This window comes from Pseudoalteromonas piscicida (assembly GCF_002744175.1).
In the GTDB taxonomy this organism is placed as follows: Bacteria; Pseudomonadota; Gammaproteobacteria; order Enterobacterales; family Alteromonadaceae; genus Pseudoalteromonas; species Pseudoalteromonas piscicida_B.
Map to the genome: position 1 here is coordinate 1 of NZ_NKHF01000092.1, position 15,324 is coordinate 15,324.

The window sequence follows — 15,324 nt, forward strand, 5'->3', positions numbered from 1 at the left end:
GAACCCAGGGGAAACTGGTACCGCTACAATTTCAATGATTCCAGCAGGTAAATAATGGACAAAATATTAGAAAAATTTTTACGTAAGCGTAAGCAAGCAATTAAAAACCCAGAAAAGTATAAAAATGTCTACGATAGAAATATAACGAGAATTACTTTTTACTTAGAACATGGCAAAACAAAAGGTGAAGAGTTTTTTAATGAGAGTTTACCTTTTGCTCCTTGGGAAAAGCTTAGTGTTGAATTGCTAATTCCAGGTGATTTTTATGAAATGCAGGCACAAGCTAGTTTAGTGAAGGGTAGCGTGCTCAATACCGAGCAGCTGGGTTATTATTTGAGCTATGGGTATTATCAGCTAACTATTGCTCATATAAGACAAAAGCGCTGTGTTATTCGCTTCGGGGAAGATAATGAAAAAGTGATATCACCTGGAAGTGTATTTCAATTAGCTACAGCTGTTTTATTACATCAGTATGATTATGCGCAGCAATTTTATAAATTATTTCAAAATGGTTACATGAAAAATTGGATGAACCGTTCGAGAAGTCATATTGGTGATTTTATTATCTTGCTGTTTGATAAGGTAAAAGGTGGTAATACCCTAAAGCCGATCGTAGAAGACTTTGCTTACCAAGCTATTTTAGATAACTGGGATAGCACTGACTTAACAAAAATCACCGTTTATCTTAATCAGTTATGTGACGATCAAGTTGCTCAGGTTGCATCACCACCAAGTAAGATGTTTTTTGAGTTTGATAATATGAACTGGCAATTTACACCTTATGCTGCACTTATGCTGTTAACACTAAGAGCACAACATGGCCTTGAAAACCCAAATTTCGAGCACCCAGGTTTTGGGAATGTTACTTCTTTACTGTTAACGCAGCCTGTAGCGCCTCAAAAAGATGAGGTGTTAGAACAGCTCGTTGCCAAGTTGCATGAGCAAGGTTTTGATGAAAAAGCTTTACTAGCTTAGTAGATGATGACGCCACTAAAACCCAAGTAGAGGGTTGCTGTGGTATTACAGTCCGCTTTTAATGGGCTGTAATACAACTAGATGGCAGACATTCAGCATATAATAGAGCATTTAAAACTATCTTAGATGAAAATTGCTTTATCAAATCACAGCCAAAGCACGAAACAAGAAATGCTAATTGAAGTGATTGAGCGTGCTAAAATTCATTTGGATATGAATGAACCGCCATTAATGAAAAGGCATGGTAGTTTAGAAGAAAAGTGGATTGAGGTACTTATGCCGACAATTAATAGGAGAAAGGGCTAATGCTATTGAGTTATCAAGCAATTGAGTCTGTTCAGTTAAAAAAAGATTTAGAGTTAATAGAGCATATTTACACTCAAGATACATTTATGTCTGGGCTATTTTTAGGTTCGGCTTTACCCAAAGACTTGGAAGGGTTCCGAGTATTTAGAGATCCGATTAATTTAGATATGCGAATTCAAACGCCGGGTTATTGTTCAGATGAGCCGGAAAAATGGCCGTTTCAGAACATGCCTTATATATTGGATGACGAACGTTCCAGAGTAAAATATGATGGAGTTTATAAGGACCTCAAGAACATTATGCTAACAAAGAAAAAATATAAGGAAATTTTGAAAGGCTTTAGTAAGGACTTTGGCTGTTTTTCAGAACAACGAATGATTGATTTACGTACAAAAGAGCATGACTCAGCGATGCAAAAAGAGTTTTCACTTACCGAGGTTAATGTAGAGTATATATTTTATCATTTGATCCCCGACATCATACATGCGCATTTCGTACAAATTGTTGATGCTGCAATTTTTGGTGGCATTGAGCACTCCCCAATCGCAGAAAGGTTGTTAGATTGCTATCGACTCGGTGGTATGCCTGGTGGATGGGTGGGTCCTAAGCCAGAAGATGGAGGTGATGTAATGCAGTGTATGGAGTTATATCATTTAGGGGAATAGTGCGTATGTCACAACTATAAAGGAAGTATTATATTTTCAAAATATTATCCTGTTTAAAAAGGCAAGCTTTAGCTCTAATGCCGATCAGTTGAATGATCCTATCCATATGTAAAAATCCGATAGACCCTGTTTATCGGATTTTTTTATGCACGAATCTCAAGCCCTCGACATCATCAACAGTTACAAACCAAATCAAGTTGAAACACTCGCAGACCTTTTGCCCATTGAATTCATCAATAGTGCTTACGAGCTCACTGATACTGTTACTCCAAGAAAACGAAAACTCACTTTAGAGTCGATGGCATGGCTACTGCTTGGAATGGCAACCTATAACGACAAGCCCATGGCTGACATTGTAAATATGCTCGATATTGTTGACCGCACAGGCAGGCCATTTGTGGCCCCAAGCGCATTAACACAGAAAAACCAATGACACCCACCCTTTAATGTGTAAGGGTTTTCTATTCGTCTACCCTTTAATCTTGTGCTGTAAGCGTGCAGCAAACCGCAGCATTCTCTGCTTGTCAAAACTGTACAGGTATATTAAAAAGATTTGATATTTTAACAGGAACCACTAACTAATGAGATACCAAGCCCCCACGCTGGTTATTTTTGAGGCTTTATCATTAGAAGAAGGCCTCTATTATCATAATGGTAAGCCCTTTACGGGCGTTGCTGTGTATACTGAAGATGATATCGTCAAAAATAGCCAAGCATATAAACAGGGTAAAGCAGTCGGGGAATACCAGTTCCCGCATATTAAAGTACGGCAACCGTGTATTTTAGATTCTCTCATTGATCATGATGAGTCGGGTCATGGTCTATATGTATCGCAGGGCGAGCGCTTTGATGGCACCATTTTTGGGGCTGAAGGCGATTATATAAGGCAGGTGATTTGTTGTGTTGAAGGTTTTTTTGATGATGGGATTGAACAGTATTTTTCAGACTCTGAGTGTTACTCATCGCTTTATTATAAAATTGAAAACATGAAATATTATTACGACTGGGAATCGCCAGAGATAATAGCAAACTACTCAGCTATTTACGACGAGCTATCTAAAGAAATGCTGCAGCTATACTTCAATAATATTGGAAAAATTAGAACTTTAGTATTTAGTGAAGGGTTTGAAAACATTTTCAAACAGAATAGTCTATTACCGCAGGCTGCATTAAAAATAGATTGCTTTTCAGCAATTGCCCATTTTATTGGTAAAGCACCAATAGAATTAGAATTGAGACGTTGTGATAAAAGTACGATTATTGAAATCTTAAAAGCAGCTCAACATTGGCCTATTTCTCAGGTTTTTTTTAAAGAGTTAGCGCTGAGCAATTTGGAGGCATTGAAAGAAGTACCAATAACGGCAGTGACGAGCATTCGTGCATTTCGACTGAATGCACTTACTTTAAAGCAGTGTTTGGCTTATAGAGATACGCATTTTCCACACATTGAAATATTAATCGACAATTTAGATGACTAGCTTTTAACTATTAATCAAAGTGTTGATTTGGATTAAAAAAGCCCAGCGATTACCCACTCGCTGGGCTTTTTTGTTTTTATATCTATTTCAAACAATAAAGTTTTATATTAGCTCAAGTTTTGACTTAAGTGTTTTATTAACTAGTTGATCGGCTCGGTGGGATCGCACTTTATAAGTTTGGTTAGGCTCTCGCAAAAGGAGATAAAGCCACAGCAGCAGATATGTTAGCTACATTAGCTGCAGAGGGTATTATTGAACTAACAATTGATAAACGGATTCCAGGTAATAAGTATTTAGAAAAAGCTGTCCAGAAGTTAAGGGAAAAGGGTAAGCATTTATGGGCTGATGACCTATTACATTACGCTCAGCAAGCCCTAGGCGGCGACTTAAAATGCAACCCTGAGTCAGGTAAATTCTCAACGCCTAAATCAGATGTACCAATAGATCCTTGGATGCAAGGGGTTAATGCTTCAAAGGCATTCAGTGGTACTAAGGGTAACCAAAATAGCTTAAGAAGAAAATTCCCAGACATTGGTGCTGATGAAGAAGCAAACCATGCAATACCTTGGGCAGTTGGAACTAAACACCCTTTGATTCAAGAGTTAAATTTTGATCAAAATGGTTTAATCAATAGTAAACCCTTAAAAGCAAACAGAGTTTATAAAGATGACTTAGATTATTAAGGTCAACTACATGGCAGACATTCAGGATATAATAGAGCATTTAAAACTATCTTAGATGAAATTGCTTTATCAAATCACAGCAAAAGCACGAAACAAGAAATGCTAATTGAGCGTGCTAAAATTCATTTGGATATGAATGAACCTCCACTTATGAAAAGGCATGATAGTATAGAAGAAAAATGTGTTGAAGTACTTATTCCTGCAATAAATAGGAGAAAGGGCTAATGCTATTGAGTTATCAAGCAATAGAGTCTGTTCAGTTAAAAAAAGAGTTAGAGTTAATAGAGCACATATACACCCGTGATACATTTATGTCTGGGCTGTTTTTAGGTTCATGCTTACCGAAAGATTTGGAAGGGTTCAGGGTTTTTAGAGATCCGATTAATTTAGATATGCGAATTCAAACGCCGGGTTATTGCTCAGATGAGCCTGAAAAATGGCTATTTCAGAACTTGCCCTATATTCTGGATGATGAGCAAGCCAGAGTGAAATATGATGGAATATATAAAGAGTTTAAAGATGTCTTAGCGGTAAAGAAAAAATATAAGAAGTTATTGGATGGTTTTGTTGATGATTTTGGTCGCTATTCACATGAACGAATGACGGCTTTACGTACAAAAGAGCATGACTCAGCGATGCAAAAAGAGTTCTCACTTACCGAAGCTAATGTTGAGTATATATTCTATCATTTGATCCCCGACATCATACATGCGCATTTCGTACAAATTGTTGATGCTGCAATTTTTGGTGGTCTTGAGCACTCCCCAATCGCAGAAAGGTTGTTAGATTGCTATCGACTCGGTGGTATGCCTGGTGGATGGGTGGGTCCTAAGCCAGAAGACGGAGGTGATGTAATGCAGTGTATGGAGTTATATCATTTAGGGGAATAGATCAAAAAGTCATATTGGTGATTTTATTATCTTGCTGTTTGATAAGGTAAAAGGTGGCAATACCCTAAAACCTATCGTAGAAGACTTTGCTTATCAAGCTATTTTAGATAACAGGGATAGCACTGACTTAACCAAAATCACCGTTTATCTTAATCAGTTATGTGACGATCAAGTTGCTCAGGTAGCGCCACCACCAAGTAAGATGTTTTTTGAGTTTGATAATATGAACTGGCAATTTACACCTTATGCTGTTAACGCAGCCTGTAGCGCCTCGAAAAGATGAGGTGTTAGAACAGCTCGTTGCCAAGTTACATGAGCAAGGTTTTGATGAAAAAGCTTTACTAGCTTAGTAGATGATGACGCCACTAAAACCCAAGGAGAGGGTTGCTGTGGTATTATAGTCAGCTTTTAATGGGCTGTAATACATTTCATATCAACCTAATGACCTTTATGGGGGTTATAGAAGCACTACTGAGTAATAGTGACATAAGCTGCCTAGCCCCTTGATTTTATACTTTTGCAAGCAAGTAAACTACCTCAATCCGCACCAGAGCCGGTGGGCAGTTTAAATGTTGGTGTAGAAAGTAAGCAGAACTAGCTTGCTGAGCAGTAACGTACGAATACAGCTACTCAAATAGCACCGTTTGGGTGGCTTTTTTATTGGTAATAAAGACATAGAGATTTAAATGTATGCTCGATTCCAAACAGTTAAAGATTATTTATTGGGTTTTATTAGCATTCAGGGATTATTATGTGCCTGGTGAATGCGAGGAAACCCCAATGGGCATGATGCAGGAGGGCATCGACGATTATCTTCAGGGATTTGATATTCAGGGGGGCCGATATCGAGTCGCAGATTTAAAGGAAGCATTAGTTTGTGCTTATCAGTCAGATATTGAACTGTGGTGGCGTTTTAATTGTTATACTTTCAATGCGAAGCCTCCACTTCATAAAGCTCAAGAAGAAGATGAAGAAAGCGTGCAGCGTGCCTGTGTTTTTTTCTGGGTTGAATATTTTGGATTGGGTAAGGAATTTTTGGACCGTGAACAGCTTGCTGAGTACAGGGACAAGTACCACCCTGAAATGCTTAAGTTGCTGGTCAAGTGCTGTGTCTGGGATGTCTTATTCCCGGGAGAAACCTTGCCCGGTTATACCGTGCCTACATCCGCAGATACATCGTCATTTGACTACACTGCTTAAGTAGCTATTTAGCGATTCGAAAGCCAGCTTATTAGCTGGCTTTTTTGTTTTTATATCCATTTCAAACAATAAAGCTTTATATTAGCTCAAGTTTTGACTTAAGTGTTTTATTGACCAGTTGATCAGCTTGACGTGTTGTCTCGGGTAGTCGATATTTTGGCGAGAGTTTTAATACCCAGTCAACGGCTGCATCTAGACTGATTTTGTGGCCAATAGATACAAATACGGGCTTCACATTGTGTTGAGTGCGTAGCACCTTACCAACCACTTCCTCATTAACTATTAAGTCACTCATTTGGCCTCGAGCTTGTTCTACTGGCAAGAAATCACCGATGAGTTTAGTTTTAGCACAACCAATAGTGGGTAAGTTTAACGTGACACCTAAGTGGCACGCTAGACCAAAGCGCCTTGGGTGGGCGATACCGTGACCATCACATACAATAAGGTCCGGTCTTATTGATAGCTTTTCAAAAGCATTCAGCAGTGGTGGAAGTTCACGAAAAGAAAATAGCCCCGGAACATAAGGAAAGCTAATTTCTTCAATGCTCACTTGCGTTTCAAGTAACTCTAGAGTGTTAGCATCAAGTACCGAAATTGCGCCAACAACCTGGTTCGATTGTTCATGATAAGCGACATCCACACCTGCAACGGTATTTATGCTATTAAGTTCGTTATGTGTAATTACTTGTTTTGCTAGTGATGCTTGCAGTAATTCTGCATCATGAATATTAATGGCCACTGTAGAGACTAATCCAAAGAATAATAAAAATACTAGCTATATTTTACCTTAATTTGTCGAACCTGAATATTGTCGTTAAAAAAATAGGCTAGCCGAACAAAATCAGTCTAGGCTGAACAGTATCTCTGTCCATGTGAATCGACTAGAGTAATGCATGAATAGAAAGCGTATGAATAGACTAAGGGTATTTAGATGTTAGTTGCAATGGCAATTGCTGATGCTTACGGTGCTGAGCTGAGGCGCAGTCTTACTGATATAATCCGTATGTCTGTTGATTTTGGTGGCGATACAGACAGTTTCGCCGCAATTAGTTACCCAATTACCAGCTTTTTGAGCAGGTAGACAAAGACATTCCCACAAACTTAATAAAACAATTCGACCACAGCCCGTTTGGACTTGATTATCTAGCAGAAATAGATACCCAGCTGATTAGCGCATATAGCTCCTCTTAATGTGAAGTTTTATAGGGTGGTCAATAATCAACCTGAACTTCGGATGATTAATACCTTTCAGGCAGCCAATTTTGTCTTTATATCACTTTAGTTGTTAACTGAGTTTAGATAGTCAGTGCATTTTCTTCATTGAGAGACGAGGTATGCTGCATAAGAAAAATTACCATATTGATGTTTCTTGGGCATCTTAATCATGTATGTAATTGAGATACCAAAGAGCTAGCGTTAGGGAGAGTCATTGAGAGTGCCTGTGTGTACATAAGTGTTTTAGTTTTTAGTAATAACAGGTACAATGTTAAGTTTGTTGTGTTTTTGTTTTCTTTTCGTGAGGTTTTTGAGGGGTGATGAATAAAACTCTGGTAAGTTTGGCAGTAGGTAGTGTTGCTGCCTTACTGTTAATTTACACATTCAGTAATCAAGAATCTTCGGCTTCTGAAGAGAAAGTTAGATACCCAAGTCAAGTAAAGGAAGACCTGCAAGCTAACATAGAAATCCATAAGCCAGTTACTAGCACTCCTTCCTCTGCAAATCACCGCGGTGAAGTACAGGAGAACGATGTTGCGGAACACGATACGACTTATTGGGATCAAACACCACAGCTAGGAAAGCGTAGTGATGATTCAACTACCACAAGCACAGCGAGCAACATACTAGATATGCCCTTAAAACGGTTAAACACTGCTGTGCCGCTTACTAATGTTGAACCGACTTTTAGTGAGCACGCCATTCGGTACCAAGGTGACTTGTCGACTTTAAGAGGTTTGCAAGTTGGGGAGCAGTTTAAAACGGAGCTGCTAGGTAAGCAAATTAAGGCAACGCTAAAAACTGCAAATCAAACTAAAGACGGTAATCAGTATCTGGCGTTTACGCTAAATAATGGTAGTAATTTCAAACAACTGACACTTTCATACAGTAAAACAGGAATTCGTGGAAAGGTGGTTATTGATGGTATGAAGTACCACCTTCGCGCTGTTGATGGAACCGTTTTACTTATGTCGTACAAAGATTATATCAAACTTCACGATCTTGAGGATCATACAGAAAAGGAAAGATAATGATAAAGAAACTTTTAACAAACGTATGTTTGGTTGGCTTGTGTGTGGCCCCGCACGTATCAATAGGAGCTGAAGTCGGAGTAAGGTTCGTTGTTGATGATGGTTTAATTACAACTTGGCGCTCAGAGCAAAGAATTAGAGATGAGCTGGATAGTTGGATAAATGAAACAAACACGATTCTAGCGGACTCTCAAGTTGATATGACTTTGTACCGCGCTGAAACAGTGATGACTGAAATGGCCACCCATGGCTCGGGTAATACTATATCTAACGAGAGTGTGATATTTGATCACATGAAGCGTGAGATACATGGTTTTGCAAACCTTGAAAACAGAGCTAAAGAAATTGGTGCTGATTACACTATTACCATCGTTCCTGCTTTAGACAATGGTAAAACAGGCGATGATAAAAAGAACTATTGTGGGATCGCTAATCAAGTAAGCCGTAATAATGATGAAATCAGAGCTAAGTATTTTATGCAGTCCACAGCAATAGTGAAATACACTTGTGGCACAGATACATTTGCCCATGAGTTAGGTCACTTATTTGGTCTTGCTCATGGGACTCAGGTGGCTCGGGCACTTGATAATTCAAGTCATAATAATGGTTACCATACTTATTCTAAAGGTTGGGGGAGAATTGTTGAAATTGCCTCTACAGGTGATTCTAGTGAAGATGAGACTCAAGACGCAGGTGAATATGGCACTGTAATGGTTGGTAATTATTTGCAGTATTGGAGTAAACGCAACGCCAATACCTTTGTGGAGATTTTTTCTAACCCACAGATATCAGACGTTATTTGTAGTACCAACTCTCAGCCAAGCCCCTGTGGTAGTCAATACCAAGGTGATGCTGCACGAACCATACGAGAGTTCCGCAACAGCTTTGCAGCTCACCAAACTCCAGATGTACATACGCTTGATTTCTACGACGACAAGTTGCAAACGTGTATTTCACAAACTTACCCATATACACCAGGTAGCGATGCATATGATATAAACCGTATAAGTAGTATTAGTTGCGCTGGCGCTGATATCGGCTCGATTGATGGTCTTGAAAATATTACCGGCCTCACTTTTCCAAGTATGAATGGACGTTTTCCGCCGACTGTTTCCTACCCTTATATCGATTTAAGTGATAATCGTGTTGTGAACCTTTCAGCACTCTATGATGTTATTCCTGGGGCCAGTATCAATCTACAGGGAAACAATGTCGCAAGTTGTCATCAATTAGACGAACTCGCACAGATCCATCCTGGTTTGATCCGTCCAGAACGATGTTTAAATATCGCAGCACTAATCTCGATCTTTAGTTTAATATAATAAGATTATTATTTTTAAATCTAGTTAAAATTAATGAAATATAATATAGAGGCATTATGAAAAAGATACTTTTATCAGTGTTACTGTTACCGGTTTTCATGCTACCTTTCGCTGTTCAAGCAGCAAAAGGGGTAGGCCAAGTTGAGAGAATATATCCAAATAACGGTAAGATTTACTTTCGCCTAAAAGGTGATGAGTGTAAAGACAAGGGAAGTAGAAATACTTACTGGTACTTTGATTTAAGCACAGACACTGGCAAAGCCAATTATTCGCTACTGTTGGCTGCGGCTGCGACAAAGTCTGTTATTAATGTAGGGCGTCCAGCGAACTCATGCTCTCCTGAGCAATCACAAGCAATAAACTATCTCTATCAAGATTATTAAGGTTGTACTCAAATGAAAAAAATATTGCCATTGTTATTCACCATCACTCCCTTATTCGCTCAAGCGGGGAGTACAGCTGAAAGCGCAACTATTGTCAGGCTTATGAGTGACAAGAATTACCCCGATTACACTTTTGTTGAATTAAATAAACGTAATGCCAGTGGCGGACCTAGCTGCGGAAATAGCACTACTTGGAACTATGTATTAGATACCTCAGATGCACAAGGAAAGAAGTTTAATGCTGTGCTGCTTGCAGCGTTTGCCGCGGGCAAGAAGGTAACGTTAGCGGGAACCGATAATTGCCCAGCAGTAAATGTTGAAGGGCTAAGAAGAATAGAAATATATTAGTCTACGGTTAGGTTTAGTCTAAGTGCAAAAAAGGCTGGTATTTATTAATACCAGCCTTTCTTTGTTAGGCGACCAGTTATGGATATTGGCTAGCCTAGGTCAATCTGTTACCAGCCGTCGTAGCGCTTTCTGCGAGACAAGAATAGCGTTAGGATCACACCGATAATAATTCCACTAATACCAATGATACCGCCATACGTTAGCAACTGATGCTGCTCTTTTTGTACTTTTTGTTGTTGCGCCATCTGTTCGTCTTGAAGTTGCTTTTCAAGGCCAGAAATAGTGTCTTGTAGGGCGGCATTTTCGGCTAACAAATTGGTGTTATTTTGCTGCAAAACTGGGAGCTGCTGTTGCGCATCGTTAAGCGACGCTTGCGTATCCACCAGTGTTTGATTTAAGTCTTCGAGCTGTTGCTTTAAACCAGGCTCAGTGGTGATAAATTTGCTTTCTACCCAACCTTCTCTGTCTTTATCATCTTTAATTTGCACGAATCCATCATCAGCGCCGCTCAAAATGGTAATTGGTGTACCGGCATCAACAGAGCCTAGTATGCGGTAGTTTTTACTCGGACCTGTGTGCATGAAAATATAGAGATTGTCACTGATATAGCCATTAGGTTCCGCTGAATTTGCTGGGGTGTTTTCGGCAGGCTCTTCAGCAAAAATGGCTAAGCTGGTGAAGAGCAGGCTCGCAATGATAAATTGCTTAATGTTGAACATGCGTGGGCCTTTTATTCTTTGGGTCGTAAAGTTTACAAAATAGTAGGGATTTCGCGGCTTAATAGCAAGGCTTTGTTTGTTTTGAATGACCCGAAATAACTGATTACATAATAAAAATTGCCGCAGCAGATGTAATTCCTTTAGCTAACTGAAGCGTCGACGTTCAGCGAAGTTAGTTAGACTATCTATTGATTTGGCACATATTTAGGGGAATTTTCATCGGATAAAAAGATTGCAAACTTGGCCTCCTTTGTATATTTTGATCCTCCCTTAGATAAATAGGTAATACACAGCCCTAATGGACACTGAAATAGAACTGAAATTCTTGGTTTCAGATAATGAAGTTCCGCTGATCCCTGCACTCATCACGCAGTTTGCAAAAACGGTCACTAACAAGCCTGCTAAAAACTTAACCAATGCCTACTTCGATACCCCAAATCGTGAATTACGGGCGTTAGATATTGGTTTAAGAACCCGTTGTTGTAACGATGAATGCGAGCAAACAATTAAACTTGCGGGAGAAGTTGTAGGAGGGTTACATCAGCGGCCTGAATACAATTTACCTATTCAGTCAGGCCGTCCAGATTTACATGCCTTTGATGCAAATATTTGGCCTCATGGCATGCAGTTGGAATCAATCGCAGAAAATATATTCCCGATCTTCAGTACGAATTTCATTCGTCGTACTTGGTTAATCGAAACCGATTCTGGCACCAAAATAGAAGTGGTGTTAGACAAAGGTGAGATCACGGCAAAGGGAAAAGTAGAAGCTATTAACGAGCTAGAAATCGAGCTTGTTGAAGGGAGCAAAGAAGACCTTTTCTTATTAGCTGATCACTTAATCAAGCAAGCAGGAATGCGCTTAGGCTTATATTCTAAAGCGGCAAGAGGTTATCGTATTGCAGATGATAAACCGTTAAAGCCGAATAAATTTATAGGTTTTGTGCCGCTTAAATCACAAGTAACGCAAGAACAAGCGTTAATTGCGACGGTAAGTTATGGCATTCAATTTGTACAAAAGCATGAACAATGCTATTTCAACAAACCTAGCTTAAAAACGCTCAAGCGTGTTATCGACGGTATTTCACTGATCCGCCATGCGTTTTGGCTATTCGATGATATTGTTGATAAAAGCTCAACTGAGAGCATTCGCAATGAGCTAAAGTGGTTACTCTCTGAGTTAGCTTGGGTTGAAAATGCAATTCATCTTAAGACCTATACCTCAAAACGCCACGCATATTATAAAAAGCTAAATCAATTCCCTGAGTTGGCGCATGTGATCACTGATTTGCAAGATGTTCAACCAACCCCAACGGATATTGAAGATCTATTTCATTGCACCCGTTACAACCGCTTAATTCTCTCCCTAACACGTTGGTTAGTGGACAGGGCATGGCGTAAAAACTGGGATCAAAAAGCACTGAGTGCTGCAGAGCTTCCGGTTACTGAAATTGCTAGCCAATTATTCGACAAAGATTGGCAAGAGCTAAAAACCTTACTGCCGCAGGACAAAACGTTATCTGAACGGGATTACTTGCACGTTAGAACCAAATTAGAGAACACGCTCCTAAGTGGTAATTGTCTTGGCAAGCTATACGATAAAGAAGCGCGTAAGGCGTTTAGAACGCCTTGGATAGATGTAGTTTATGGCATCTATGAGTTGGAAACCTTGGCGTACCTGTACCAGCTTTGTCAAAATCAAAACTCTGAAGCACTGCAAGAGGTGCAAGTGTGGTTAAAACAAAAATCCGACTTCTTGATTAATGCGATGGAGCAAAGTCGTCAGTCATCCATGCATAGTGAACCCTACTGGTTTTAAATTAGATAATACAAAGCGGGGATGAGCCCCGCTTTTTTGTGTCAAAGATATAATATAACAATAATAAAAAGGTATATCGTGCTGTACGTTAAGGCAATACTATTAAGCTTTTTACTGCTGTTGAGTCCGCTGAGCCAAGCGAGTGAACGTCTATACGAAGTGTTTACCAAAGAAATCAAACAAAAGGAGACTCAGGGTAGTGCGCTGCAAAAGGCCGATCAAGTTCTAGAGTCTGGCTTAACTCCCACAGAAGTTGCTGATGTCCATCATCAAGTTGTTGTTACCCTTAAAAACCAATTTAAGTTGGCTGAAGCACATCAGTGGATTGAGCGTTTTCAACAAGTACTAACCCAACACCAACTACCTGAATATGAAGCGAAATACTCATTAACTTATGGTGACTTGATGCTGAAAGAAGGGAAGTTCGGTGATGCGATCCGCCATTTAGAGTTAGCGGTCACACAACTTTCTCAGTTGAAAATGTATCGGCTGCTGAGTCATGCCTATCGATTTCAGGGGTTTGCTTTCAAGCAAAATGGTGATTATAAGGATGCCGTCAAAAGTTACGAGTTATCTATCGATACAGCAAAAAAATATGAATTCCCTGATCTGCAAGTGTCGGCAATCACCCAACTCGCCGATGTATATTCTGACTTATCATTGCCAGATAAAGCACTGGAATTGTTACAACAGTCTATAGCGATACTTAAAAACCAAAAACAAGAAAACACCACGCTCCTAGCCCAAGTTTATTATAATTTGGGCGGTGCGCATCAAGTCATTGGTGATCACGAAAAGTCACTTGATGCATACAAAACAGCTTATCGTTATGACCTGAAAACGGGCAGTATCGTTTACTCTGCTTATACCCTCATCCGTATTGGGCGAGAGCACATGAAATTAGCGCAGTACTCGGCGGCTGAAACGGCATTCCAGCAGGCATTTGATATTTTCCAAGAACATCAACAAACCAGAAATCAAGGATGGGCGCTAAGCAACCTCGCTGAACTCAAACTCACAGAAGGCGCAAAGGTTAAAGCTCAGGAGTATGTGGAGCAAGCTCTTAAGCTGATTGACCCTGTTCAGAGTAAAGTATTGTATCAAGAAACGATGACCACATACGCTCAAATCCTATTGCCAAAAAGAGTCGATTTTTTTATCGAAAAAATGGAACAAATCATTGCCCAAGAAGAGGTGTATTTGGGTTTAAAAGAAACGGCTTTGCGTGTTTTAAAAGAGGCGTACAGTGCTAAGGGAGACTTTAAATCTGCACTTAAATATCATCAACAATATGCCGAGTCCAAGGTTGCCCAGCTAGAAAAAGAAGCAAGCCAAAAAGCGCTGGCTTATCAGATGGATACTGAGTACCAAAAAAACCAATATGAGCTCCAAAGCTTAAAGACACAGCGCGAAGTTGAACTAGCCGAGCAGCAAGTACAGCGGATTGTGGCTGCGGCTGGTGTTGGCGTTTTGGTGATTTTGTTGAGTACATTTTTACTACTGGCCAGAAATAAACGACGCGCGTTAGAGCTCGAAAAACAACTACTGAATAAGACGCTCGATTTAAAGCAACAATTATTAGCCGATATCTCCCACGAGCTGCGGACACCTTTGACGGTTTTAAAGCTACATATTGAATCACTCGAACATAATTTGGTAGAAAACCCAAAGCAAAGTTACAAAGTGCTGAATCGCCGATTAGATACACTTAATACGCTGATTAAAGATATTTATGAACTGGCTCAAGCTGATACCGGCAGCTTGACCTTAGCGTTAGAGCAACTTAATGCAAAGCAAGCATTTATCGGCTTGGTTGAGGATATCGATGATTTTGTGACAGATGAAGGCCTGGATTTTGATGCAAACATTGAGATCCCAGATACGCTTGAGATCAGTGTTGATATAACTAGGTTGGCACAAGTATTTAATAATGTAGCACGTAATAGCGTGAATTATACCGATAGGCCAGGATCCGTATCCGTGGACATTCGCTACCAAAATGAACAAATTCACTGCGTTATTGAAGATTCCAGCCCAGGAGTTAGTGATGAGGCGTTAGATAGGCTATTTGAGCGGTTATATCGCTGTGATAAATCCCGAAGTCGAGATTTAGGGGGATCTGGCTTGGGGCTATCTATTTGTCAAAAGCTAATTGAATTGCATAAAGGCAGTATTACAGTTTCACATAGTCATTTAGGTGGCCTAAGGGTGAGTGTTATCATACCGTGCAGGAGCAACTAACATTGCTGGTAGGCGCGGGTTTACCCCGCGATCTTTTTTATCAAGCTTA

General features: G+C 39.7%; 17 protein-coding genes and 1 pseudogene. 16 read left to right on the forward strand and 2 right to left on the reverse strand.

Annotation, left to right across the window (positions count from 1 at the left end; genetic code table 11):
- Window positions 1–54 precede the first annotated feature (54 nt).
- From CEX98_RS18795 to CEX98_RS18835, 9 genes and pseudogenes are all read left to right on the forward strand, one after another.
- The gene (locus CEX98_RS18795) at window positions 55–975 is read left to right on the forward strand and encodes a hypothetical protein (protein ID WP_099643540.1); all 921 of its coding nucleotides are present in this window, start codon (window positions 55–57) and stop codon (window positions 973–975) included.
- Between the two features lie 126 nt (window positions 976–1,101).
- The gene (locus tag CEX98_RS18800; RefSeq protein ID WP_099643541.1) at window positions 1,102–1,281 is read left to right on the forward strand and encodes a hypothetical protein; all 180 of its coding nucleotides are present in this window, start codon (window positions 1,102–1,104) and stop codon (window positions 1,279–1,281) included.
- Complete coding sequence (locus CEX98_RS18805) at window positions 1,281–1,946, forward strand: hypothetical protein (protein WP_099643542.1); 666 nt, start codon at window positions 1,281–1,283, stop codon at window positions 1,944–1,946. The genes CEX98_RS18800 and CEX98_RS18805 overlap by 1 nt, the downstream gene beginning before the upstream one ends.
- A 145-nt stretch (window positions 1,947–2,091) precedes the next feature.
- Window positions 2,092–2,376, forward strand: a pseudogene (locus tag CEX98_RS18810) (transposase domain-containing protein); the annotation flags it as partial.
- Window positions 2,377–2,527: 151 nt separating this feature from the next.
- Window positions 2,528–3,424 (forward strand): hypothetical protein, encoded by an 897-nt coding sequence (locus tag CEX98_RS18815; protein ID WP_099643543.1) that lies wholly within the window; start codon window positions 2,528–2,530, stop codon window positions 3,422–3,424.
- A gap of 221 nt (window positions 3,425–3,645) precedes the next feature.
- Window positions 3,646–4,107 (forward strand): hypothetical protein, encoded by a 462-nt coding sequence (locus CEX98_RS18820; RefSeq protein ID WP_099643544.1) that lies wholly within the window; start codon window positions 3,646–3,648, stop codon window positions 4,105–4,107.
- Window positions 4,108–4,331: 224 nt separating this feature from the next.
- Entirely contained in the window at window positions 4,332–4,997 is a 666-nt protein-coding gene (locus CEX98_RS18825; RefSeq protein WP_099643545.1) for a hypothetical protein, read from the forward strand.
- Window positions 4,998–5,028: 31 nt separating this feature from the next.
- On the forward strand, window positions 5,029–5,280 hold the full coding sequence (locus tag CEX98_RS18830) for a hypothetical protein (protein WP_099643546.1): 252 nt from the start codon (window positions 5,029–5,031) through the stop codon (window positions 5,278–5,280).
- A gap of 407 nt (window positions 5,281–5,687) precedes the next feature.
- Window positions 5,688–6,197 (forward strand): hypothetical protein, encoded by a 510-nt coding sequence (locus tag CEX98_RS18835; RefSeq protein ID WP_099643547.1) that lies wholly within the window; start codon window positions 5,688–5,690, stop codon window positions 6,195–6,197.
- Window positions 6,198–6,273: 76 nt separating this feature from the next.
- Here the strand turns inward: CEX98_RS18835 and nfi are convergent, their stop codons facing one another.
- Window positions 6,274–6,936, reverse strand: a complete 663-nt coding sequence (nfi, locus tag CEX98_RS18840) for a deoxyribonuclease V (protein WP_099643548.1) — start codon at window positions 6,934–6,936, stop codon at window positions 6,274–6,276.
- A 192-nt stretch (window positions 6,937–7,128) separates the two neighbouring features.
- On the opposite strand from nfi, the gene CEX98_RS22925 reads away from it, so the two are divergent.
- The 5 genes from CEX98_RS22925 (at window position 7,129) to CEX98_RS18860 (ending at window position 10,496) form a co-directional block, all read left to right on the forward strand.
- The gene (locus CEX98_RS22925; protein ID WP_172439802.1) at window positions 7,129–7,278 is read left to right on the forward strand and encodes a hypothetical protein; all 150 of its coding nucleotides are present in this window, start codon (window positions 7,129–7,131) and stop codon (window positions 7,276–7,278) included.
- A 454-nt stretch (window positions 7,279–7,732) separates the two neighbouring features.
- Window positions 7,733–8,443 (forward strand): hypothetical protein, encoded by a 711-nt coding sequence (locus tag CEX98_RS18845; protein WP_099643549.1) that lies wholly within the window; start codon window positions 7,733–7,735, stop codon window positions 8,441–8,443.
- Window positions 8,443–9,765, forward strand: a complete 1,323-nt coding sequence (locus tag CEX98_RS18850; protein ID WP_099643550.1) for a zinc-dependent metalloprotease family protein — start codon at window positions 8,443–8,445, stop codon at window positions 9,763–9,765. The genes CEX98_RS18845 and CEX98_RS18850 overlap by 1 nt, the downstream gene beginning before the upstream one ends.
- 56 nt (window positions 9,766–9,821) lie before the next feature.
- Window positions 9,822–10,148: a hypothetical protein gene (locus CEX98_RS18855; RefSeq protein ID WP_099643551.1), complete on the forward strand. Its 327-nt coding sequence runs from the start codon at window positions 9,822–9,824 to the stop codon at window positions 10,146–10,148.
- A gap of 12 nt (window positions 10,149–10,160) precedes the next feature.
- Window positions 10,161–10,496: a hypothetical protein gene (locus tag CEX98_RS18860; protein WP_099643552.1), complete on the forward strand. Its 336-nt coding sequence runs from the start codon at window positions 10,161–10,163 to the stop codon at window positions 10,494–10,496.
- A 107-nt stretch (window positions 10,497–10,603) separates the two neighbouring features.
- Here CEX98_RS18860 and CEX98_RS18865 read toward each other — a convergent pair whose 3' ends face one another.
- A complete protein-coding gene (locus CEX98_RS18865; RefSeq protein ID WP_242441759.1) occupies window positions 10,604–11,215 on the reverse strand; it encodes a TIGR04211 family SH3 domain-containing protein in 612 nt (203 codons plus the stop codon).
- A gap of 298 nt (window positions 11,216–11,513) precedes the next feature.
- Here CEX98_RS18865 and CEX98_RS18870 point away from each other — a divergent pair, with 298 nt between their 5' ends.
- A complete protein-coding gene (locus CEX98_RS18870; RefSeq protein WP_099643554.1) occupies window positions 11,514–13,034 on the forward strand; it encodes a CYTH and CHAD domain-containing protein in 1,521 nt (506 codons plus the stop codon).
- A gap of 78 nt (window positions 13,035–13,112) precedes the next feature.
- Window positions 13,113–15,275, forward strand: coding sequence for a tetratricopeptide repeat protein (locus CEX98_RS18875; RefSeq protein WP_099643555.1), 2,163 nt, complete (start codon window positions 13,113–13,115; stop codon window positions 15,273–15,275).
- Window positions 15,276–15,324 lie beyond the last annotated feature (49 nt).

Bases quoted from the DNA above. Each gene is read 5' to 3' on its own strand.
- CEX98_RS18795 (WP_099643540.1), top strand. From the start codon at position 55: ATGGACAAAATATTAGAAAAATTTTTACGTAAGCGTAAGCAAGCAATT.
- CEX98_RS18800 (WP_099643541.1), top strand. From the start codon at position 1,102: ATGAAAATTGCTTTATCAAATCACAGCCAAAGCACGAAACAAGAAATG.
- CEX98_RS18805 (WP_099643542.1), top strand. From the start codon at position 1,281: ATGCTATTGAGTTATCAAGCAATTGAGTCTGTTCAGTTAAAAAAAGAT.
- CEX98_RS18815 (WP_099643543.1), top strand. From the start codon at position 2,528: ATGAGATACCAAGCCCCCACGCTGGTTATTTTTGAGGCTTTATCATTA.
- CEX98_RS18820 (WP_099643544.1), top strand. From the start codon at position 3,646: ATGTTAGCTACATTAGCTGCAGAGGGTATTATTGAACTAACAATTGAT.
- CEX98_RS18825 (WP_099643545.1), top strand. From the start codon at position 4,332: ATGCTATTGAGTTATCAAGCAATAGAGTCTGTTCAGTTAAAAAAAGAG.
- CEX98_RS18835 (WP_099643547.1), top strand. From the start codon at position 5,688: ATGCTCGATTCCAAACAGTTAAAGATTATTTATTGGGTTTTATTAGCA.
- CEX98_RS22925 (WP_172439802.1), top strand. From the start codon at position 7,129: ATGTTAGTTGCAATGGCAATTGCTGATGCTTACGGTGCTGAGCTGAGG.
- CEX98_RS18845 (WP_099643549.1), top strand. From the start codon at position 7,733: ATGAATAAAACTCTGGTAAGTTTGGCAGTAGGTAGTGTTGCTGCCTTA.
- CEX98_RS18850 (WP_099643550.1), top strand. From the start codon at position 8,443: ATGATAAAGAAACTTTTAACAAACGTATGTTTGGTTGGCTTGTGTGTG.
- CEX98_RS18855 (WP_099643551.1), top strand. From the start codon at position 9,822: ATGAAAAAGATACTTTTATCAGTGTTACTGTTACCGGTTTTCATGCTA.
- CEX98_RS18860 (WP_099643552.1), top strand. From the start codon at position 10,161: ATGAAAAAAATATTGCCATTGTTATTCACCATCACTCCCTTATTCGCT.
- CEX98_RS18865 (WP_242441759.1), bottom strand. From the start codon at position 11,215: ATGTTCAACATTAAGCAATTTATCATTGCGAGCCTGCTCTTCACCAGC.
- CEX98_RS18870 (WP_099643554.1), top strand. From the start codon at position 11,514: ATGGACACTGAAATAGAACTGAAATTCTTGGTTTCAGATAATGAAGTT.